This window comes from Plantibacter sp. Leaf1, from assembly GCF_001421315.1.
GTDB lineage: Bacteria > Actinomycetota > Actinomycetes > Actinomycetales > Microbacteriaceae > Plantibacter.
Genome location: NZ_LMJX01000002.1, coordinates 1,487,020 through 1,507,238, shown reverse-complemented (window position 1 = coordinate 1,507,238; position 20,219 = coordinate 1,487,020). Strand labels below are relative to the sequence as shown.

Genomic DNA, 20,219 nt, shown 5'->3' with positions numbered 1-20,219 from the left:
TACGGAGCCCCTCTCGCGCTTGTCAAGCATTGGTTGGACCAATGGTGAGGCCGCACGGTCGTCCAGGCGTGGGGCCGCAACGGTCAGTGCGCGTCGACGCCGAGCCGCAGCCAATCGACGAAGTGCTGGTGCATGGCTCGGCGCGCGGCTTCGGGATCGCGGGAGACAAGGGCGTCGACGACGGCGTAGTGGACGCTGTCGGTGTTGCGGACGCCGTGTTCGTCGGGCTCCTCGACGGCGATGGCCTGCAGCCGCCTGGTGCGGATCGCCTCGCGGAGGACGTGGCTGAAGCCCTCGTGCATGAGCCGGAAGATCGGATCGTCGACGATCGCGTTCAAGCGGCTGTGGAACGTCACGTCCGCCTCGAGGGCGTCCTCATGGTCACCAGCTCGCGTTGCCTCGATCATCCGGTCGACGTCGGAGCGGAGGAGGGCGATCTGTTCATCGGTCACCAGGCTGGCCGCGGCCTCCGCGACGGTCTCCTCGAGGAGCATCCGCGAGCGGGCGAACTGCTGGTCCGTCAGATGGCCGAGCTGGCGGGAGATCGTGAACCAGCTCCGGACGAAGTCGTCGCCGGGGGCGTCCAGGTAGGTGCCGCGTCCCTGCGTCCGATACAGGAAGCCCAGTCGCTCCAGCACGGCGAGCTGTTCGCGGAGCGCGCCGCGGCTCATCTCCAGTGCCTCGCCGAGTTCGCGCTCCGGAGGGAGCCGTCTCGCCGTCGTGTCCGGCTCCGGGGTGGAGAGCTCGATGAGGCGGCTCACGAGCGCCTCGAGCGGTTCAGCCACATCCGCCCCCTCGATTGGTCCGACCAGCTTCGATCGTAGCCGGTGCGTTCGTTCGCCCAAGTTTGGGCTACCGAACGCTCCCTCGCCCAAGAATGGGTGAACGAACGGGCTAGACGGCCTGCAGGGCCTGCACCGCGCTGGTGAAGAAGGCGAGGCCGTCGACGCCGGAACGCATGGCGAGCGGGGTGTCGGGCCCGAAGCCCGGCTCGATGGCGTGCTCGGGGTGCGGCATGAGCCCCACCACGTTGCCGGCCGGGTTCGTGAGGCCGGCGATGTCGTCGAGCGAGCCGTTCGGGTTGACGCCCGCGTAGCGGAACGCGACGAGCCCTTCGCCCTCGACGCGCTTGAGCGTCTCGGCGTCGGCGATGTAGCCACCGTCCGCGTTCTTCAGGGGGATCGTGATCTCCTGCCCCTTCGAGAACTGGTGGGTCCAAGCGGTGTCGGCGTTCTCGACCGTGAGCAGCTGGTCTCGACGGATGAACTGCTGGTGGGCGTTCCGGATGAGGCCGCCGGGCAGCAGGTGCGCCTCGACGAGCATCTGGAAGCCGTTGCAGATCCCGAGGATGGGCATGCCCTTGGCGGCCGCCTCCTTGAGTTCCGTCATGATCGGCGACACGGCGGCGATCGCGCCGGCCCGCAGGTAGTCGCCGTAGCTGAACCCGCCGGGGAGGATCACCGCGTCGACACCCTTGAGGTCGTGGTCGCCGTGCCAGAGCGCGACGGGCTCCGCGTCGGCCATGCGGACGGCGCGCTGGGCGTCGCGATCGTCGAGCGAGCCCGGGAAGGTGATGACGCCGACGCGGGTGGTCATGCCTCGGAGCCCTCGGGGTAGTGGATCGCCACGACGTCCTCGATCACGGCGTTCGACAGGATGTCGTCGGCGATCTGCTGCACGGTCGCGCGCGTCGCGTCGGTGATGGGGCCCTCGACCGTCAGCTCGAAGCGCTTCCCGATGCGGACATCGGTGAACTCGCTCTTGCCGAGACGCGCGAGGGCGCCGGCGACGGCCTTGCCCTGGGGGTCCAGCAGTTCGGCTTTCGGCATGACTTCTACGACGATGGTCGGCACGGAGGTCTCTTTCGTTGCGACGCGGCGGGGATGCGAACAGTCTAGCGTCGAGCGAACGACACCCGTCCGATGCGATGCGTCGGACGGGTGTCGGGCTCGATCGGTCACTCGGGCAGTGCGGCGTCCGCCTCGTTCGCGTCGCCCGCGATGCCGCGTGCGAGGGTCTTGTTGCGGAAGAAGTCGGGCCGGAGCTTCGCCTGGATGAGCATGATGACGATGCCCGCCACGATGATGATCATGCCGAGGATGAACACGAGGCCGACACCACCGATGTTCGACCCCGAACCGTAGGACGGGTCGGCGCTCTCGATGATCGTCGTGAAGAACAGCACCCCCAGGATGAGTCCACCGAGGAGCGGGGCGACGAACTGGAAGAAGCAGTTCCGCACGCTCGAGAACCACTGCTTCCGGAAGTACCAGACGCACGCGAACGCGGTGAGTCCGTAGTAGAAGCAGATCATCATGCCGAGCGTGGTGATCGTGTCCCAGAGCACGTCCTCCGAGATGAAGCGCATGACCGCGTAGAACACCGACGCGACGACACTCGAGACGATTGTCGCGTAGCCGGGCGTGAAGAACTTCGGGTGCACCTTGGAGAACTTCGGCGACAGGGCGCCGTAGTGGCCCATGGCGAGCAGGGTACGCGCCGGCGAGACGAAGGTCGACTGCAGGGAGGCCGCCGAGGACGACAGCACGGCGATCGACACGAGGACCGCCAACGGGCCGAGGATGGGACCGGCGAGCGAGAAGAACACGTTGCCCTGGATGTCCTCGTTGCCGAGTCCGAACTCGCCGTCGCCGACACCCGCGTAGTTGATGAGGGCGACCGACAGGAACAGGTACAGGACGACGATGATGACGACGGTGGCGGTGGCCGCCTTGCCGGGCGTCGAGCTCGACCCCTTCGTCTCCTCGCTCATCGTCAAGGTGACGTCCCAACCCCAGAAGATGAAGATGGAGAGCGACAGGCCGGCGGCGAACGCGCTGAACGAGCCGACCGCGAAGGGGTTGAACCAGTCGAGCGAGATCGGCAGGGCGTCGAACGCGTCGCCGCCCGCGACGTGCGCGAACGCGACGATGCCGAACAGCACCATGACGAGGAGCTGGAAGCCGACGAGCACGTACTGGAGTTTCTGCGTCGTCTGCATGTCGCGGTAGGAGATGAGCGTCGCCCCGAGCATGAACGCGAGACACGTGATCACGTTGATGAACGGGTTCGACGTCAGGCCGGCGATGTCGGGGTTCTGGAAGATCTGCGACAGCATCAGGTAGAAGAAGTCGACGGCGATGCCGGCGAGGTTGGAGAGCACGACGATCGTCGCTGCGATGAGGCCCCACCCGGCCATCCACCCGACCCAGGGACCGAAGGCGCGGGTCGCCCACGTGAACGAGGTGCCGGAGTCCGGCATGCGGCTGTTGAGTTCGCGATAGCCGAAGGCGACGAGCAGCATCGGGATGAAGCCGACGAGGAAGATCGCGGGCACATGGGTGCCGACCTCCGCGACCGTCGGGCCGAGCGCCCCGGTGAGGGTGTACGCGGGCGCGATGCACGAGATGCCGATGACGATCGCGCCGACGAGGCCGACGGTCCCGGCGCCGAGTCCCTTCTTGGAGAGGGCGCCGGTCGCCGTCGTCTCGGGGTGGGCGACGTCGCGCGCCGGGGTGGATTCGGGAGGAGTCATGTCGGGTCTCCGAGGGTCAGCACGGAGTCGCGGGGCACGACCACCATGGGTACGGGGAGCTCGCGCAGCATCTTCGCTGCGGTGGAGCCGAGGAAGAGGTGCTTCGGGGTGGCGAGTCGGCTGGAGCCGACGAGGACGATCTCCGCCGGCTTCCAGTCGAGACCGGCGACGGCGTCCTCGATGCGGGTGCCCGAGGCGATCTCCGTGGTGACGTCGACGTCGGACGGCAGGTGCTCGGTCGCGTACGCGAGCACCTCGGCCGCATGGGCCTCGGCCCGGGTGGTCGCCTCGGGGTGCTCGGCGCCCTCCGGCTGGTCGAGGGCGACGAGTGACACGAGGCGGAGCGGGATGACCGCGTTCTTCGCGACGACGATAGCGGCGTCGAGCAGTTGGTGTGCGCCGGCCCTGGTGCCGATGGCGCAGGTGATGCGGCTCACCGTGCCGCCGGTGGGCTGCGCCTCGAGGAGGTCGCGGCTCCCGACCGGTGCGAGGGCGACCGGCACGACCGCGGAGTGGAGGAGCGTGTTCGCGACGCTGCCGAGGGTGAAGCGCCCGAGGAGCCCGCCGCGAGCCGCACCGATGATGATGAGACCGCCCTCGAGGATGCGGGAGGCCTCCAGCAGCCCCTCCGCGAACGACTCGTCGTAGACCAGGTGGGTCTTCGCCATGACGTCGGACGGGACGGCGGCCAAGGCCTCCGCGAGCCAGCGTTCGGCGGTCTCGCGCAGGAACCGCTCATAACCGGGGTCGGCCGGTGTGATCGTCGGCCGCTCCTCGTTGGCGAGCACGAGGACGATGTCGAGACGGGCGCCCGTCGTCCTCGCGATCCTGATGCCGAGCGCGAGCGCATCGCGACCGGCCGGAGTGTCTGTGTAGCCGACGATGTATCTCATCTGGTGTTCGCTTTCGATCGGGTGCGAAGGTGCCGGACTGCACGGCGGTGTGCGGGTGTTTCGTTGGTGCAGGGTATCGACGGGGGTGGCCCTTCGACAAGGTCAGGGACCGGGAGACGCTACGCCTGGTGCCGGGCGATGATCGCTGCGGCGGTGTCGGCGCCCTTGCGGATCGCGCCGTCGACGTGCTGGTAGCCCTCGGCCGCGAGGTCGCTCGTCGACCAGAAGATCGGTCCGACGGGCGTTGACTGCATGGCGCCGTATCGCGACAGGCCGCCCAGGTCGAAGCTGGCCGCGTATGCGCCGCGGGTCCACTCCTCGCTGCCCCAGTCGCTCTCGTAGTACACGACGGGCGACAGTGCCTGCTCGCCGTAGTAGTGGGAGAGCGAGGTGAGGATGCGCTCCCGGCGCTCCTCGGCGCTCAGCTTGAAGACCTCGTCTGCGCGTTCGTCCGAGACGAACCCGACGAGGGTGCCGCGTGGGTCCTCGTGGTTGGTGTTGTCGTACGCCTCGTGGACGAGCTCGTACGGGCTGAACGCGGTCGCGGAGAGCCCGTCCTCGCGCCAGAACGGCGTCTCGTACACCGCGTGCACCTTGATGACGAGACCGAGCGACATGTGCTGGTGCATCTGGTGGCTGAGTCGCGGCAGCGGCGGCTGGAAGTCGATCCGCGAGTACAGGTTCGGCGGGACCGCGACGATGGCGTAGCGGGCGTTCACCGTCACCTTGTCGGCCTCGGCGGAGACGCCGGCGTCGGACCACTCGAGTCGTCGGACGGGGGAGGACAGGTGGACGTCGTCGCCGAGGGCCTCGGCGAGCTTGATCGGGACCTGCTGCAGGCCGCCGACGACCCGCTTGTCGAGGATGAAGTCCGCCTCGACGAGGTGGGTGAAGCTACCCGCCGACGCCGCCATGAGCAGTGCCTGCAGCAGCGAGAAGGAGTGCGAGGGCTTCGTGAGCATCGCAGCCGCGATGAACAGGGCGATGTTGTCGCGCGCCTCGACGTCGTCCGTCTGCTCCGCCAACCAGGCGCTCCAGGAGATGCGGTCGTACTCGGTCGCCTGCTCGTGCGCCCACGGCTCGGTGACCCCGACCTGTTCCACGAGCTCGTCGAGGAGGGTGATCAGTCGCTCCATCTCGGCGGCCGTCGACTCGGCCACGGGGAAGATGTCGCCCGTGAAGCGGGTGCGCACGCCGTCGGCGTTGACGTAGACGCTGTCGCCCTCGCGGTAGCGGGAGTAGGTGTCGAGTCCCAGCTCGTCGAGCGTCGCGAGGAGCGCCGTCTGGTCGGGGGAGACCCACTGCCCGCCGAGCTCGAGCATCGCGCCGTCGATGTGGTTCGTCCACAGGCGGCCACCCACGCGGTCGCGAGCCTCGAGGACGGCGACGGACAGGCCGGCTGCGCGGAGCTTGGTGGCGGCGGTGAGCCCGGAGGCCCCGGCGCCGATGATGACGACGTCGCGTTCGATAGCACTCATGAGGTGTCTTCCTGTTCGTGGCCCTGCGACAAGCTCAGGGACCGGGGTGGTGCTCGGGGATCGGGTGGTGCGGGTGGACCGGGGTGGTGCTCGGGGACCGGGACGCTCGGGTGGGCCAGCCGGTCGGGATCCGCGTCGATAGTCGAGTATGGCGGTTCGCGCCGTCGGATGGAACCGTCGGTGTCGATCTCGACGGTCGATCCGACGGACGGCGACGCTTTCGGTCGTCGTCCGCCGGGCGGGTGGTGGCGACCGTCACTCGATGGGCGTCATGGTGTACTTCGGGTACAGGTACTCGTGGATGCCCTCGAGCCCGCCCTCTCGGCCGATGCCGGACTGCTTGACCCCGCCGAACGGCGCCGCCGCGTTGGAGATGACGCCGACGTTCAGGCCCATCATGCCGGTCTCCAGCCTGCCGATCATGCGCTGTCCGCGCGCGAGGTCGGTGGTGAAGACGTAGGAGACGAGGCCGTACTCGGTGTCGTTCGCGAGGCGCACGGCGTCATCCTCGTCGTCGAACGGGACGATCGCGAGGACCGGGCCGAAGATCTCCTCGCGGAGAATGTCGGACCCCGGGACGACACCCGTGACGACGGTCGGCTGGAAGAACGTCCCGGCGCCCTCGACCGCCTCGCCACCGGTGAGCACCTGGGCGCCACGTCCAACGGCGTCGGCGACGAGCGTCTTCGCCTTCGTGACGGCGCGGTCGTCGATGAGCGGGCCGATGGTCACGCCGTCCTCGGTGCCGCGGCCGATACGGAACGCGCGCACCCGTTCGGTGACCCGCTTGGCGAACTCATCGGCGACGTCGCGGTGGACGATGAAGCGGTTCGCCGCGGTGCACGCCTGTCCGATGTTCCGGAACTTCGCCGCCATCGCGCCGTCCACAGCCTTGTCCAGGTCGGCGTCCTCGAACACCACGAACGGGGCGTTGCCGCCGAGTTCCATGGAGGTGCGGAGGACGTTCTTCGCCGACTGCTCGATGAGCTTCTGGCCCACCGGCGTCGAGCCGGTGAAGCTGAGCTTCCGGAGGCGCGGGTCGGCGATGATCGGTGCGGACACGGTCGAGGAGCTGGCCGTGGTGATGACGTTCACGACCCCCGCCGGGAGACCGGCGTCCTCGAGGAGCTTTACGAAGTAGAGGGTCGTCAGCGGGGTGAGCTCCGCCGGCTTCACGACGACGGTGCACCCGGCGGCGAGCGCCGGTGCGATCTTGCGGGTCGCCATCGCGAGGGGGAAGTTCCACGGTGTGATGAGGAAGCAGGGCCCGACGGGGTGCTGCGAGACGGTCATCATGCCGGTGCCCTCGGGGTTGGAGCCGTAGCGGCCCGAGATGCGGACGGCCTCTTCCGAGAACCAGCGGAGGAACTCGCCGCCGTAGGTGACCTCGCCGTTCGCCTCGGCGAGCGGTTTGCCCATCTCGAGCGTCATGAGCAGCGCGAACTCGTCCCGGCGTTCCTGGAGGAGGTCGAACGCCTTCCTGAGGATGTTCGAACGCGTACGGGGTGCGGTCGCCGCCCAGTCGTCCTGCGCGGCGACGGCGGCGTCGAGCGCGGCGGTGCCGTCGGCGACCGAGGCGTCGGCGATGGTCTTGATGACGTCGCCCGTGGACGGGTCGGTGACCGTGAGGGTGCCACCGTCGGACGCGTCGCGCCAGACGCCGCCGATGAAGAGGCCGCTCGGGACCTTGCTGAGCAGTTCGGTTTCGCGTGCATCGGTCATGGGTGGAGCTCCTTGCTGGGGTCGATGGCGTCGGTGACAGTGTTTCAGCGTGCGTGCCCCTCGACAAGCTCGGTGAGCGGGGTTGCGATGTCGTGGAGTCGCCGGGGTGCTGGGGAGCGGGCTCGTGCCGTTCCGCCCTTCGGACCGGCTCAGGGACCGCTCGCCGAAGGGCGCGGCGTCAGCTCGTGGCGAGTGCCTCAAGCACGACGTCGAGTCCCTCGTCGAGCAGCTCGAGTGGGATGGTGAGCGGCGGGAGGAACCGGACCACGTTGCCGTAGGTGCCGCAGGTGAGCACGATCACGCCGGCCTGGTGCGAAGCTTTCGCGACGCGCGCGGTGAGCGTCGCATCCGGTTCGCCGGTGGCCGGGTCGACGAACTCGACGGCCATCATGGCACCGCGTCCGCGGATGTCGCCGATGCGCGGGTCGGTCGCTTGCGCGGCGGTGAACCGGTCCACGATGCGCGTCTCGATCGCTCGGGCCGCAGCGGCGAGGTCCTCCTCCTCGTACGCTTCGATGGTGGCGAGCGCGGCGACGCAGGCGAGCGGGTTCCCGCCGTAGGTCCCGCCGAGACCGCCGGCGTGCGGGGCATCCATGATGTCCGCACGTCCGGTCACGGCCGAGAGCGGCAGCCCGCCCGCGATGCCCTTGGCGGTGATGATGAGGTCCGGCACGACACCGAAGTGCTCGGACGCGAACATGGCGCCGGTGCGGGCGAACCCGGTCTGCACCTCGTCGGCGATGAAGACGACGTCGTTCGCGCGGGCCCAGTCGAGCAGGGCGGGGAGGAAGCCGTCCGCCGGGACGATGAAGCCACCCTCGCCCTGGATGGGTTCGATGATGATCGCGGCCAGGTTGTCCGCGCCGATCTGCTTCTCGATCTGCGTGATCGCCCGCTGCGCCGCCTCGGCACCGGACAGCCCGCCGTCACGGAACGGGTAGGAGAGTGGCGCGCGGTACACCTCGGAGGCGAACGGCCCGAAGCCGCTCTTGTACGGCATGGACTTCGCGGTGAGGGCCATCGTGAGGTTCGTGCGGCCGTGGTAGGCGTGGTCGAACGCGACGACCGCCTGCTTCTTCGTGTGGCTCCGAGCGATCTTCACGGCGTTCTCGACGGCTTCCGCGCCGGAGTTGAACAGCGCCGTGCGCTTCGCGTGGTCGCCGGGGGTCAGTCGGTTCAGGGCTTCGGCGACCTCGACATAGGAGTCGTACGGGGTGATCGTGAAGCAGGTGTGGGTGAACTCCTGCAGCTGACGGGTCACCGCTTCGACCACGCGTGGGTTGCTGTTGCCGACACCCGTCACGGCGATCCCGGATCCGAGGTCGATGAGCGAGTTGCCGTCGACGTCGACGAGGACGCCGCCGCCGGCGCCCGCTGCGAAGACGGGCATCGTGGTGCCGACCCCGGACGCCACCGCGGCGTGCTTCCTGGCCATGAGTTCTTCGGAGATCGGTCCGGGGATGGCGGTGACGAGACGACGTTCCTGGGGGAGTGCAGGTCCGCCGAGGACGTCGGTCGTGGGGGCGCTGCTCATGCTCGTCATCAATGCTCCGTTCGATCTGGCGGTCGGCCGCCGCTGCTCGACGTCGACCGCTCGTGATGCAGCCATGCTAGGCAGCGCCGATCCCCGGGACACTCGACAGTTCGTCGATGTCGAGCATCGCCATTGGACGGACTGGCACCGCGACGTAGACTCACGCCATGGCCCCGTCGTTGCAGCACCTCCTCGATCGTCACGCCCTCGGTCTCCGACTCGTCGTCGCCGGGACGGCCGGATCGCTCGAGCGTCCGGTGGCGTGGGTGTCGAGCTCCGACCTCCCGGACCCGACCCCGTTCCTGATCGCGGACCAGATCGTCCTGACGACCGGCACCCAGTTCGGTACGGCCGTGTCCGCCACGCAGGTGGAGGCGTACGTGGCACGCCTCGCCGCGGCGGGCGTCGCCGCCCTCGGGTTCGGCACCGAGGTCATCACCGCCGGCCCGCCGTCGGAACTCGCCCAGGCCTGTGCCGATCACGGCGTCCCGCTGTTCGAGGTGCCCTACCGCACACCCTTCATCGCGGTCATCCGCTACGCCGCCGACCTCATCGCCGAAGCCGACCGGGAACGGGACGCCTGGGCCCTCGCCGCCCAGCGGTCCATCGCCTTCGCGGCGCTCCGCCCGGACGCCTCGCACGCGGTCGTGACCGAGCTCGCCCGCGCGCTCGGCGCCTGGGTCGTGCTGCTCGACGCCCATGCCGCGACCATCGCCGACGCCGCTGCCGACGGAGGGCGGCTCCGCGGCCGAGACCGCCTCGTCGAGCGGGTCGCGGAGGAGGCGCAGGGGCTCCTCCGACGCGGCCAGCGATCCGGGGCGACGTTCACGAGCCCGAGCGGGACGGTCTCGCTGCAGACGCTCGGCCGCCGCGGCGACCTCCGCGGAGTGCTCGCGATCGGCGGCGCCGACGGTCCGCTCGACGCCGCTGCCCAGGGCGTCGTGACCTCCGTCGTCGCGATCACCGGCCTCACCCTGGAACAGGGCGGGGCGCTCGGACGGGCCGGTCGAGCGTTACGGCTCGGCGTCTGGCGGTTGCTGCTCGCCGGTGAGTCCGATGCCGCCAGAACCGTCGCCGAGGAACTCGCGACGCCCCTCCCGTCGGGCGCCGTCCGCGTCGGCGTGGCCACCGCCGCCGACGACGGCCGGGAGGCGTTGCTCAGCGAGCTCGAGCGTGCCGCGGCGCTCGCCGTCGGGGACCTGTTCGTGGCGGAACACGACGGCCGACTGTCCCTGCTCGCTTCCGACACGCCCGGCACGGACGCCGTGCTCGAGGGGCTGTTCGGCGGCACGCCAGGCCGTCACCTCGGGCTGTCCCGGGCGGTCGGACTCGCGGACCTCGCCCTCGGTGTCGGCCAGGCGGTGTCGGCCCACGCGCAGGCGGCGGCCGAGGGGCGGTCGATCGAGCGGTTCGGGGCGCTCGCGGTCGGTGGGATGACCGGCCTCCTCGACGCCGCACGGTCACGTCCGGTCGCGGAGGACCTCCTGGGGCCCGTGATGCTCGCCGACCGCGAGGAGGGCTCAGTACTCGTCGAGAGTCTCCGGCAGTGGCTTGAGGCCAACGGGCAGTGGGATCCGGCCGCGAAACGCCTCGGGATCCATCGGCACACGCTGCGGAACCGGATCACCAGGGTGGAGCGGCTGCTGGAGCGCCCGCTCGACACCTTCGCGGCGCGGACGGAGGTCTGGCTCGCGCTCGTGAGTCTCGACGATGCGGGCTCGGGCTCAGGCTCGGGCAGCGCGCGGGACTGACCAGCGTACGTCCGGTCGGCTACTCGGCCGAAGCCGGCGGGTGCTCCTCGTGGAGCGAGCGGAGCGCGGTGACGACGTCGTCGTGCCAGCGGCGCGCGGCCGGCAGCACCCCGCCGAAGATGGGCGTGTCGTGGGTCGCTCCGAGGTACAGCACCCCACTCGCATCGACGCCGTCGGCCCGGAGGGCGGCGAGGTAGGCCGCACCGTCGCCGCGCAGCGGGTCGTATTCGGCCGTGAGGATCACCGCGCGCGGGAGGTCGGCGTGAGAACGGGCGAGCAGCGGCGACGCGTGGGGCTCCTTCGCCTGACGGCGGTCGAGGAGGTACGTCTTCGCCACGGACCGCAGCTCCTTGATCGCGAAGAACCGCGGTATGCCCATCTCCCGGACGGGTCGGAGGTCGATGTGGCCTCCGGTGAGGTCGGTGACGGGCACCTCGAGCAGTTGGAGACGGATCGGGCGCCGGCCGCGCTCGCGATTCAGCAGGGTGAGCGCCGCTGCGATGCTGCCGCCGGCCGACACCCCGGCCACGGCGATGCGTTCGGCGTCGACCCCGAGCGTCGTCGCCTCGGTGAAGAGCCACTCGAGCGCCGCGTGGGCCTGCTCGAGTTGCGTCGGGTACCGGTGTTCCGGCGCGAGCGCGTAGTCGACGGCCGCGATCACGACGCCCGCGTCCGCCGCCCGCCGCCGGAAGCCCGCGTCGGTCGTCGGGTAGTCGATGCCGCCGATCCGGAACGCGCCACCGAAGCAGGACAGGACGGCGGGCACCGGTGTACAGGCGTCGGAGCCCGGCGGGTAGTAGAGCCGCACACGGACGTCGGGGAACCCGGTGACGGGGACGGTGTGCTCCTCGATGCGCAAGGCCGGGCCGGGCACACCGACCGTCGCGAGTTCCTTCTTGTCCCAGTTGAGGGCAGCCTTGCGGTGCTGCTTGCGGGTCTTCTTCCGGCGAGGGGCCGCCGTGGTGGCCGACGCCGTCGCCTTCGCCGTCGCCTTCGGTCGACCAGGTTCCGGCGTCGTGCCCGGGGTCGGCTGCGGCCGCTTCACGGTCGTCGTCTTCGGCCGGAGGAAGAACGCCTTCGCCTGCTCGAGCGCACTCGAGATGAGGTAGGCACGGTGCGTCCGCGCCCGTTCCACGAAGATCGGATCGAGGGGCATGTCAGCTCGCCTGCTCTCATCGGGACAGTGGGTCACAGCAGTCTAGGGCTGGTGGCCCGAGGCGTTCGAGCCGTGGCGCTGAGGCGGTCGGTCGCATCCGTCGCCGCTGGTTCACCTGCTGTTCACCGGGCGTCCCGGCCCTGTTCGGGTGCCACTCATAGCGTGGCGGAGACGGCAACGGGGGAACCATGCACACGACGCTCACCGCTCACGTCGGCAAGGACGTCTTCGTCCGGCCGTCGCCCGTCGCCATGGTCTGGCAGGGGCCCGGCACGCGTCACCAGGCGATGGCGGTCCCGGGTGTCACCCTCGGGTCGGGAGACGTGCTCGTGGAGGTGGAGCTCGCGACGGTGTGCGGCTCCGACGTCCACACCGTCCTGGGGCACCGTGAAGCGGCGACGCCCCTCGTCCTCGGGCATGAGCAGGTCGGTCGTGTCGTCGCGGTCGGCGGCCCGGTGACGGCGATGGACGGCACGCTCCTCGTGGCCGGCATGCGCGTCGTGTGGTCGGTCGTCGTGAGCTGTGGCGTCTGCGACCGGTGCTCGGCCGATCTCCAGCAGACCTGCCGCCGACGCGCCACGTACGGACACGACCGCGTGCACCGCGGGTGGGAGTTGAGCGGTGGGTTCGCGACCCACGTCGAGCTCCTGGAGGGCACGGCCATCGTGATCGTGGGGGAGACGCCGCCCGCCGCCGTCTTCGCACCCGCCTCCTGTGCAACGGCCACCGCGATCGCCGCACTCGACGCCGCCGGGCGCGACCTGACCGGAACCGCGGTCCTCGTCACCGGCGCGGGGATGCTCGGGCTCACGGTCACGGCCATCGCGACGGATGCCGGCGCGCGCGTCGTGGTGAGCGACCCGGACCCGGCCCGTCGCTCACTCGCGGGGCGCTTCGGGGCGGTCGCCACCGTGGACCCGGCCGCCGGCGAGGCCGAGCACCTCGACCTCGCGCGTCTCGCGGCTGGTGTCGAGGGGTTCCCGGTCGCCCTCGAGGTGTCCGGTGAGGTGAGCGGCATCGACGCCGCGATCGGGGCGCTGTCGATCGGCGGAACCGCGGTGCTCGTGGGCAGCGAGTCACCCGGCGCGCCGCTCGGCATCGACGCCGAACGCATCGTGCGCGGTCTCCTGACCGTGCGCGGCGTGCACGACTCCCGACCGCGCGACCTGCAGCGAGCGGTCGACTTCCTGACCGGTGCCTGGCGGCGCTACCCCTTCGCCGAGCTCGTCGGTGCCGAGTTCACGCTGGACGACGTCGACGAGGCGCTCGTCGCCGCCGCGTCCGGTGCGTTCCCGCGGGTCGGGGTACGGCCCTGAGTCACCAGCGCTCGGAGCCGCGCATGACTCGGTGCGCCGCCCGGCCATCGCCGTCGCACGACGTGACCCCTTCGGGCGCCCCCCATTCCGGGGGCCAGCACACGGGCTTTTCCGCGGATTCCCGCCGATCCCGGGCCTCGAAACGCCCCGGATCACCCACCTTGTGGGGTATCCTCGGGCCATGACGGTCACGACTCGCCACCCCGGTGTGGTCCGGGTGGGTGGCCGCCTCATGATCGTGGATCCATTCGCGGAACGAGGCGAGCTCACCGCGGGTCAGGAGCGCGTCCACCAGCTCCGACGTCGGATCACCATCCTCCTCGGCACGTTCCTCCTTCTGGTCGGCTTCATCGTCGGTGCGGCCGTGGGTGTGCTCGTGGAGTGGATGCTCGTCCACGACGAGACCCGGTCCGTCTCACTCCCCGGCTTCGACCCGGAATGGGCCCCGGGACTCGACGTCGTCGGCGCACTGCTCGGCGTGATCCTCGTCGCCGTCCTCCTCCTCGTCTGGGCCGAGCGGCGGAACCACCATCGTCGGCTGGACGGCGGTCACCAGCCGTCGCGCTGGGTCGACCCGCTCAACGACCACCTGATCGGCCTGAGCGACGACGTCTCCTGGACGTCACTCTGGACGCTCACCCGCATGTACGCCACCGCCGAACGGTTGCAGCGCGAGCTGATGGAGCGCAGCGCGGCTCGACGCGAGGTGGGAGCCGACGACGAGTGCGACCTCGTCGAGGCGCAGCTCGCTGCCGACGACGCGCGCGACGCGCTCGAGAAGACGGCCCAGCTCATGGGCGTCATCGTGCCGGAGGGGCCGCTGCCCGACGCACAGGCCATCGCGGCCGACGGCGCGCGACTCCGAGCCCGTCGACGGATGCTCTGAGCGGCCTGCGCTGAGCTGAGCTGGCGTCGTCGAGACCCTCGCCGTGGTCAGCGAGCGTGCGGGAGGCCCGTGAGGCGCTCGAGGAGTTCGCGGTACCGTGCCGCGGTCTGCGTGACGATCTCGGACGGCAGCGTCGGCGGCGTGGGGGTCGCCTCGTCGTGCTGGTCCCAGTTGTGGGCGAGCCAGTTGCGCACGATCTGCTTGTCGAAGCTGGCCATCCGCTCGGTCGGGTCGTCGCCGGCGAGGTAGACGTCGCGATCCCAGTAGCGGCTGGAGTCGGAGGTGAGCACCTCGTCCCCGAGGGTGATGGCGCCGGTCTCCGGGTTCCGGCCGAACTCGAACTTCGTGTCGGCGAGGATCACCCCGTGGCGCTCGGCGGTCATTGACGCCGTCCGGTAGATCTCGAGGGACAGATCCTTCAGGGCGACCGCGTCGTCCTCGCCGATGAGCTCGACCATGCGACTGAACGAGATGTTCTCGTCGTGCTCGCCGAGCGGTGCCTTGTAGGCGGGCGTGAAGAGTGGTTCGGGCAGCTGGTCGCCGTCGCGCAGTCCGTCCGGCAGGGGGATGCCGCAGACGGTGCGGCTGGCGACGTACTCCTTCCAACCGGAGCCCGTCAGGTAGCCGCGCACGACGCACTCGACGGGGAACATGTCGAGCTTCCGGACGAGCATCGCCCGGCCGGCGAACGCGTCGGGGATCGTCGCGACGGCGACACCCGAGGCGTCGAGTCGGTGGTCGGGGACGAGGTGGTTCGGGACGTCCCGCAGCTGGTCGAACCACCAGAGGCTCAGGCTCGTGAGGAGCTCGCCCTTGCCGGGGATGCCCGGTTCGAGCACGTGGTCGAAGGCGCTCACGCGGTCGCTCGCCACGACGAGCAGGACGTCCTCGGGGCCCTCGGCCGGTTCGTACAGATCTCGGACCTTGCCCGAGTAGACGTGGTTCCAGTCGTTGGTGTCCGAGGATGCGCTCACCCCACCAGTATCCTGCATCGGCGGCATGCGGGACCGACGGCGGGCTTGCGAGGGTGGGTGCATGGGCGTATATTCCACCCGCGCCCTCGCCTGGCATGTGCCGGGTGCCCGCGCCCCACTCCACGAGCAGCCCGTGCGACCTCCTCCTCCCCGCAGAAAGCGACACCATGTCCACCTCCTCGTCCACGCCACCGCAGGGTGTCAGCGGTCCGGCCCCGGGAGCGGTGCGGCCGTGGCCGGCCCTCTGGTCCCTGGTCATCGGCTTCTTCATGATCCTCATCGACACCACCATCGTGTCGGTCGCGAACCCGGCGATCATGCGCGGCCTCGACACCGACATCAACAACGTCATCTGGGTGACGAGCGCGTACCTGCTCGCCTACGCGGTGCCGTTGCTCATCACCGGCCGCCTCGGCGACCGCTTCGGGCCGAAGAACCTCTACCTCGTCGGCCTCGTCGTCTTCACGCTCGCGTCTCTCTGGTGCGGGTTCTCCGGCACCATCGAGATGCTGATCGTCGCGCGCGTCGTGCAGGGGCTCGGCGCCGCGCTCATGACCCCGCAGACGATGGCCGTCATCACGCGCATCTTCCCGCCCGACCGTCGCGGTGCGGCCATGGGCCTCTGGGGTGCGACCGCCGGTGTCGCGACCCTCGTCGGCCCGATCCTCGGCGGGGTGCTCGTCGACGGCCTCGGGTGGGAGTGGATCTTCTTCATCAACGTGCCCGTCGGCATCGTCGGCTTCATCATGGTCTGGCGCAACGTGCCCGCCCTCGCCACCCACCCGCACCGCTTCGACATCCTCGGCGTCGTGCTCAGCGGGCTCGGCATGTTCCTGCTGGTGTTCGGCATCCAGGAGGGCCAGAGCTACGAGTGGGGGACGATCGCCGGCCCGATCACCGTGTGGAGCCTCATCATCGCGGGGGTCGTCGTGCTGGCCCTCTTCGTCGTCTGGCAGGCCGTCATGAAGGGCGAGCCCCTGCTCCCGCTGGCGCTCTTCCGCGACCGCAACTTCTCGGTCGGCAACCTGGCGATCTCGACGATCGGCTTCACGGTGACGAGCCTGTCGCTGCCGCTCGTGTTCTTCTACCAGACGGTGCGTGGGCTGACCCCGACGCAGTCGGCGCTCATGCTCGTCCCGATGGCCGTGCTGTCCGCCGGGCTGGCACCGGTGGTCGGCCGCGCCATCGACCGCGTGAACCCGAAGTGGTTCGCGCTCGCCGGGCTCCTGCTGCTGGCGCTGTCGCTCGGGTGGTACTCGATCCTGCTGACACCGGAGCAGCCGATCCTCATGCTGCTGCTCCCGAGCGCCGTCCTCGGCCTGGCGAACGGGTTCATGTGGGGTCCGGTCTCGAACCTCACCACCCGTGGTCTGCCGCAGCACCAGGCGGGCGCCGGCTCGGGTGTCTTCAACACCACCCGTCAGATCGGTGCCGTCCTCGGCAGCGCGGCCATCGCCGCCCTCATCCAGGGCCGGCTGGCGGCCGAACTCCCCGCGGCTCCCGGCGGGGCGACCGGCGGCGTGAGCGAGGTGACCGGCGGGGAGCTCCCCGAGGCCCTGCATGCGGGCTTCACCGCGGCGATGTCGCAGTCGCTGCTCCTCCCGGCAGGGTTCGCCCTCCTCGGCGCGATCATCGTCCTGTTCTTCCAGAAGCCGAAGGCTGCGGCGTGGTCGACGCCCGAGACGCAGCACGGCCAGGCCGCTGCGGCTGCCGAGGCCGCGCGGGTCGAGACGGAGTAGCCAAGCGCTGCGGCGGCACCGGGCGGGTCAGGGGCCCACGAGCTCCATGACCGTCCTGGTGTCGCCGTTCCAGAACCGGAGGCCGAGGACCTCACCGTCCGGAAGCGGCCCGAGCGAGGCCAGTGCCTCGAGCGCGGCTCCGGTCTGCTCGGCGACGATCCGTCGGGAGAGCGTGACGTGCGGCGTCCAGGCTCCCGGTCGCGTGTGGTCGAACCCACCCTCGACCACGGCGGCGACCCGACGGTGCAGCGCGAGGAGGTCCAGGGTCGGCACGACGCCGAGCGCGAGCACCGCGCCCGATCGGCGAGGGAAGGTCAGCGGCGCCCCGAGGCGGACGGTGAACGGCTCGAAGACCGGCCGCCCGTGCAGCTCCAGTGTCTCCCCGGCGAGCAGCGTGATGTGCGGGCGGTTGCTGGCGCCCTGATGCGTCGACAGGCTCGGCAGGCCGAGGTCCGACAGGGCACGCCAGCGCGCTCGGACGGCAGCGTCGAGCTCGTCGTCGAAGGTCAGATCGACGCTGTGCACCATCAGTCCGTCGCCACCGGCCAGACGTCGTCCAGCGTCGCCGGGTCGTCGAGGACCTCGGCGCTGGCGTGGAAGTCGGGGTACGGGAGGAACGTCTGCACCGCACCAGTCAACACCGGACGGGTTCTCGGCGGCAGGGCTTGCGGTCGGGCCTCAGTCAGCGGGGAAGAACGGGGTCACGGCGGCGGCGAAGGACCGCGGCTGCTCGACCCAGGGGTAGTGGCCGCAGCCGTCGAGCACGATCGCCTGCCCGAGCGGGAAGCGCTTCGCGAGGTCGAGGACCGGTGCGAGTCCGGTGAGGCCGTCCTCGGATCCGGCGACGACGAGGACGGGTGCCGCGAGGTGGCGGAGCGCGTCGCGGAGGTCCTCGACCTCGTCGGGCGTCGGCGTGTGGACGAACGCGTCCTGCGCCGCCGGGTGCCAGGCGCCCAGTCGCTCGTGCTCCTGCGCCGTCTCGTCCCAGTCGCCCCAGGCGATGGGGGCGACCGCGGGGAAGAGCCGGTTGCCGGTCGCCGAGTCCGGCGCGGCGAGGAGCGCCGGGAGCGCGTCGAGGAAGCCCGGGTACCAGTCCGCGGCGGCGTGCCGGGCGATGATCTCGGCGCTGTCGTCATCAGCGTCCACCAGCCAGGTGGCCGGAGGGGTGACGAGGCAGAGGCGGTCGAGGTGCTGCGGGTACCGGGCGGCGTAACTGATCGCGACCCGCGTGCCGGCGGAGTGGGCGAGCAGCTCGAAACGGTCGAGGCCCAACCACAGACGGACCGCCTCCACGTCCTCGGCGAGTTCCGGCCACCTCGCCGTCGTCCCGGCCGGGCCGGCGTCCGACTCGCCGACCCCACGCTGGTGGAGGACGATCAACCGCCGGCGAGTGCTCAGACCGCCGAGGTCGCCGAGGTAGACCGGGTGGCGGGCCGGGCCGCCGGCGAGCACGACCAACGGCGGGAGCGACTCGTCGCCGATGACGTCGACGTGCAGGCGTGTGCCGTCGTGACTCGTGAGGGTCGGCATGGTGTCGGTCGTCGTCGCGTCAGGAGACGCGTGCGGCGATGTCGGTGCGGTACTGCCCGCCCTCGAGCTCGATGCGCGACAGCGCCTCGTACGCCCGGCCCCGCGCCTCGGCGAAGGTCGACCCGAGCGCCACCACGTTAAGCACACGACCGCCCGTGGCGACGAGCCCGCCGTCGACGTCCGCCGTCGCGGCGTGCACCAGGTGGACGCCCTCCACCGCGACCGCGGCGTCGAGACCGGTGATCCCGCGTCCGGTGACCGGCGTCTCCGGGTAGTTCTGGCTCGCGAGCACCACGGTGACGGCGCTGGCCTCGGCGAAGGCCGGGCGCGGCTGCTCGCCGAGGGTGCCGGTGGCCGAACCGAGGAGGAGTGCGGACAGCGGCGTCACGAGGCGCGGCAGCACGACCTGTGTCTCGGGGTCGCCGAACCGGGCGTTGAACTCGATCACGCGGATGCCGCGCTCGGTGAGGATGAGGCCGGCGTAGAGCAGCCCCTGGAACGGGTTGCCCTCCGAGGCCAGTTGCCGGACGACCGGCACCGCGACGGTCTCGAGGACCTCGTCGACGAAGGCGGTCTCGCTGCCGAAGCGGTTGTCGAGCCAGGGCAGCGGCGAGTACGCGCCCATGCCGCCGGTGTTCGGCCCGGCGTCGCCGTCGAGCAGGCGCTTGTAGTCCTGCGCCGGGGACAGGGGGAGTACCGTCTCGCCGTCGGTGATGAAGAAGAGGGAGACCTCCTGGCCGTCGAGGAACTCCTCCACGAGGATGCCGCCGTAGCCGAGCCAGTTGGTCGCGTGCTGGATGGCCGCTTCGCGGTCGTGGGTGACGAGGACGCCCTTGCCCGCGGCGAGGCCGTCGGCCTTGACGACGTAGGGGGCGCCGAACTCGTCGAGGGCGGCGATCGCCGCGTCGAGGTCCTCGGCACGGACGGCGCGGCCCGTGGGCACACCGGCTTCGTCCATGATGCGCTTGGCGAAGGACTTCGAGCCCTCGAGGGCGGCGGCGGAGCGGTTGGGGCCGAAGACCGGAATGCCGGCGGCGCGCAGCTTGTCGGCCACGCCGGCGACGAGCGGGGCCTCGGGCCCGATGACGACGAGGTCGACCGCTTCGTCGCGGGCGAAGTCGCGCACGATCGACGGGTTCTCCTGGTCGATGCCGACCACGGTCACATCCCCCGCGATGCCCGCGTTGCCGGGGGCGGCGATGATGTGGTGCCCGGCCTCTTCGGAGAGGAGAGCCTTGATGATGGCGTGCTCGCGGGCACCGGAACCGAGGACGAGGATCTTCACCCGTCTAGCTTAAGGCGCAATGCCCTAGCCTCGGATGCATGGTCAGACCCAGGATCACCGACGCCGTCGGCCGTGCCGCCCTCGAGCAGGCGCTCGGTGACGGACCGGTGGCGCGCACCGACATGGCGACCGCGGTGCGGTACCTGCTGGAGCTCCTCGTCGAACGGGCGCCGGGCAACACCGTGGAGGTGCGGGTCCCGCCGTTCGGAGCGGTGCAGTGCATCGAGGGCCCACGGCACACTCGCGGGACGCCGCCGAACGTCGTGGAGATGGACCCGCCCACCTGGCTCGCCCTCGCCTCGGGGCGCATCGACTGGGCCGCCGCGATGGCCGGAGGGACGGTCCACGCTTCGGGGCAACGGGCGGACCTCTCCGGTCTCGTGCCCCTGCTCCTGCCGCGCTGAGCCCTGCCGCCGACCC

18 protein-coding genes are annotated in these 20,219 nt (G+C 70.7%); 5 read left to right on the top strand and 13 right to left on the bottom strand.

The window, feature by feature from the left end; genetic code table 11:
- Positions 1-83: 83 nt before the first annotated feature.
- The 8 genes from ASE44_RS09270 to gabT form a co-directional block, all read right to left on the bottom strand.
- Positions 84-785 carry a FadR/GntR family transcriptional regulator gene (locus ASE44_RS09270; RefSeq protein WP_056779177.1) on the bottom strand — a complete coding sequence of 234 codons (702 nt, stop codon included), beginning with the start codon at positions 783-785 and terminating at the stop codon, positions 84-86.
- 109 nt (positions 786-894) lie between these two features.
- A complete protein-coding gene (gene purQ / locus ASE44_RS09265) occupies positions 895-1,596 on the bottom strand; it encodes a phosphoribosylformylglycinamidine synthase subunit PurQ (RefSeq protein WP_056008754.1) in 702 nt (233 codons plus the stop codon).
- Positions 1,593-1,853: a phosphoribosylformylglycinamidine synthase subunit PurS gene (gene purS / locus ASE44_RS09260; protein WP_056779175.1), complete on the bottom strand. Its 261-nt coding sequence runs from the start codon at positions 1,851-1,853 to the stop codon at positions 1,593-1,595. The genes purQ and purS overlap by 4 nt, the downstream gene beginning before the upstream one ends.
- Positions 1,854-1,957: 104 nt before the next feature.
- Positions 1,958-3,535, bottom strand: coding sequence for an APC family permease (locus ASE44_RS09255; protein WP_056779171.1), 1,578 nt, complete (start codon positions 3,533-3,535; stop codon positions 1,958-1,960).
- Positions 3,532-4,428, bottom strand: a complete 897-nt coding sequence (locus tag ASE44_RS09250) for a universal stress protein (RefSeq protein ID WP_056008746.1) — start codon at positions 4,426-4,428, stop codon at positions 3,532-3,534. The genes ASE44_RS09255 and ASE44_RS09250 overlap by 4 nt, the downstream gene beginning before the upstream one ends.
- 119 nt (positions 4,429-4,547) lie before the next feature.
- A complete protein-coding gene (locus tag ASE44_RS09245) occupies positions 4,548-5,906 on the bottom strand; it encodes an NAD(P)/FAD-dependent oxidoreductase (protein ID WP_056779169.1) in 1,359 nt (452 codons plus the stop codon).
- 255 nt (positions 5,907-6,161) lie between these two features.
- Positions 6,162-7,628, bottom strand: a complete 1,467-nt coding sequence (locus ASE44_RS09240) for an NAD-dependent succinate-semialdehyde dehydrogenase (RefSeq protein WP_056779165.1) — start codon at positions 7,626-7,628, stop codon at positions 6,162-6,164.
- A 178-nt stretch (positions 7,629-7,806) separates the two neighbouring features.
- Positions 7,807-9,171: a 4-aminobutyrate--2-oxoglutarate transaminase gene (gabT, locus tag ASE44_RS09235; protein ID WP_056779159.1), complete on the bottom strand. Its 1,365-nt coding sequence runs from the start codon at positions 9,169-9,171 to the stop codon at positions 7,807-7,809.
- Between the two features lie 158 nt (positions 9,172-9,329).
- Between gabT and ASE44_RS09230 the strand changes: the two genes are divergently transcribed.
- Entirely contained in the window at positions 9,330-10,913 is a 1,584-nt protein-coding gene (locus ASE44_RS09230) for a PucR family transcriptional regulator (RefSeq protein WP_056779156.1), read from the top strand.
- A gap of 19 nt (positions 10,914-10,932) precedes the next feature.
- Here ASE44_RS09230 and ASE44_RS09225 read toward each other — a convergent pair whose 3' ends face one another.
- The gene (locus ASE44_RS09225) at positions 10,933-12,069 is read right to left on the bottom strand and encodes an alpha/beta hydrolase (protein WP_056779152.1); all 1,137 of its coding nucleotides are present in this window, start codon (positions 12,067-12,069) and stop codon (positions 10,933-10,935) included.
- A 188-nt stretch (positions 12,070-12,257) separates the two neighbouring features.
- Between ASE44_RS09225 and ASE44_RS09220 the strand changes: the two genes are divergently transcribed.
- Both ASE44_RS09220 and ASE44_RS09215 read left to right on the top strand, forming a co-directional pair.
- A complete protein-coding gene (locus tag ASE44_RS09220) occupies positions 12,258-13,385 on the top strand; it encodes an alcohol dehydrogenase catalytic domain-containing protein (protein WP_056779148.1) in 1,128 nt (375 codons plus the stop codon).
- Between the two features lie 181 nt (positions 13,386-13,566).
- The gene (locus ASE44_RS09215) at positions 13,567-14,271 is read left to right on the top strand and encodes a hypothetical protein (protein WP_056008731.1); all 705 of its coding nucleotides are present in this window, start codon (positions 13,567-13,569) and stop codon (positions 14,269-14,271) included.
- 47 nt (positions 14,272-14,318) lie between these two features.
- Here ASE44_RS09215 and ASE44_RS09210 read toward each other — a convergent pair whose 3' ends face one another.
- Positions 14,319-15,263 (bottom strand): phosphoribosylaminoimidazolesuccinocarboxamide synthase, encoded by a 945-nt coding sequence (locus ASE44_RS09210; RefSeq protein ID WP_056781008.1) that lies wholly within the window; start codon positions 15,261-15,263, stop codon positions 14,319-14,321.
- A 149-nt stretch (positions 15,264-15,412) separates the two neighbouring features.
- Between ASE44_RS09210 and ASE44_RS09205 the strand changes: the two genes are divergently transcribed.
- Entirely contained in the window at positions 15,413-16,984 is a 1,572-nt protein-coding gene (locus ASE44_RS09205; RefSeq protein WP_056779146.1) for a DHA2 family efflux MFS transporter permease subunit, read from the top strand.
- A gap of 27 nt (positions 16,985-17,011) precedes the next feature.
- Here the strand turns inward: ASE44_RS09205 and ASE44_RS09200 are convergent, their stop codons facing one another.
- From ASE44_RS09200 to purD, 3 genes are all read right to left on the bottom strand, one after another.
- Positions 17,012-17,512, bottom strand: a complete 501-nt coding sequence (locus tag ASE44_RS09200; RefSeq protein ID WP_056779144.1) for a 2'-5' RNA ligase family protein — start codon at positions 17,510-17,512, stop codon at positions 17,012-17,014.
- 150 nt (positions 17,513-17,662) lie between these two features.
- The gene (locus ASE44_RS09195; RefSeq protein ID WP_056779141.1) at positions 17,663-18,514 is read right to left on the bottom strand and encodes an alpha/beta fold hydrolase; all 852 of its coding nucleotides are present in this window, start codon (positions 18,512-18,514) and stop codon (positions 17,663-17,665) included.
- A 19-nt stretch (positions 18,515-18,533) separates the two neighbouring features.
- Positions 18,534-19,799 carry a phosphoribosylamine--glycine ligase gene (gene purD, locus ASE44_RS09190; protein ID WP_056779139.1) on the bottom strand — a complete coding sequence of 422 codons (1,266 nt, stop codon included), beginning with the start codon at positions 19,797-19,799 and terminating at the stop codon, positions 18,534-18,536.
- A gap of 38 nt (positions 19,800-19,837) precedes the next feature.
- Here purD and ASE44_RS09185 point away from each other — a divergent pair, with 38 nt between their 5' ends.
- A complete protein-coding gene (locus ASE44_RS09185; RefSeq protein ID WP_056779136.1) occupies positions 19,838-20,203 on the top strand; it encodes a sterol carrier family protein in 366 nt (121 codons plus the stop codon).
- The last annotated feature ends 16 nt before the right edge of the window (positions 20,204-20,219 follow it).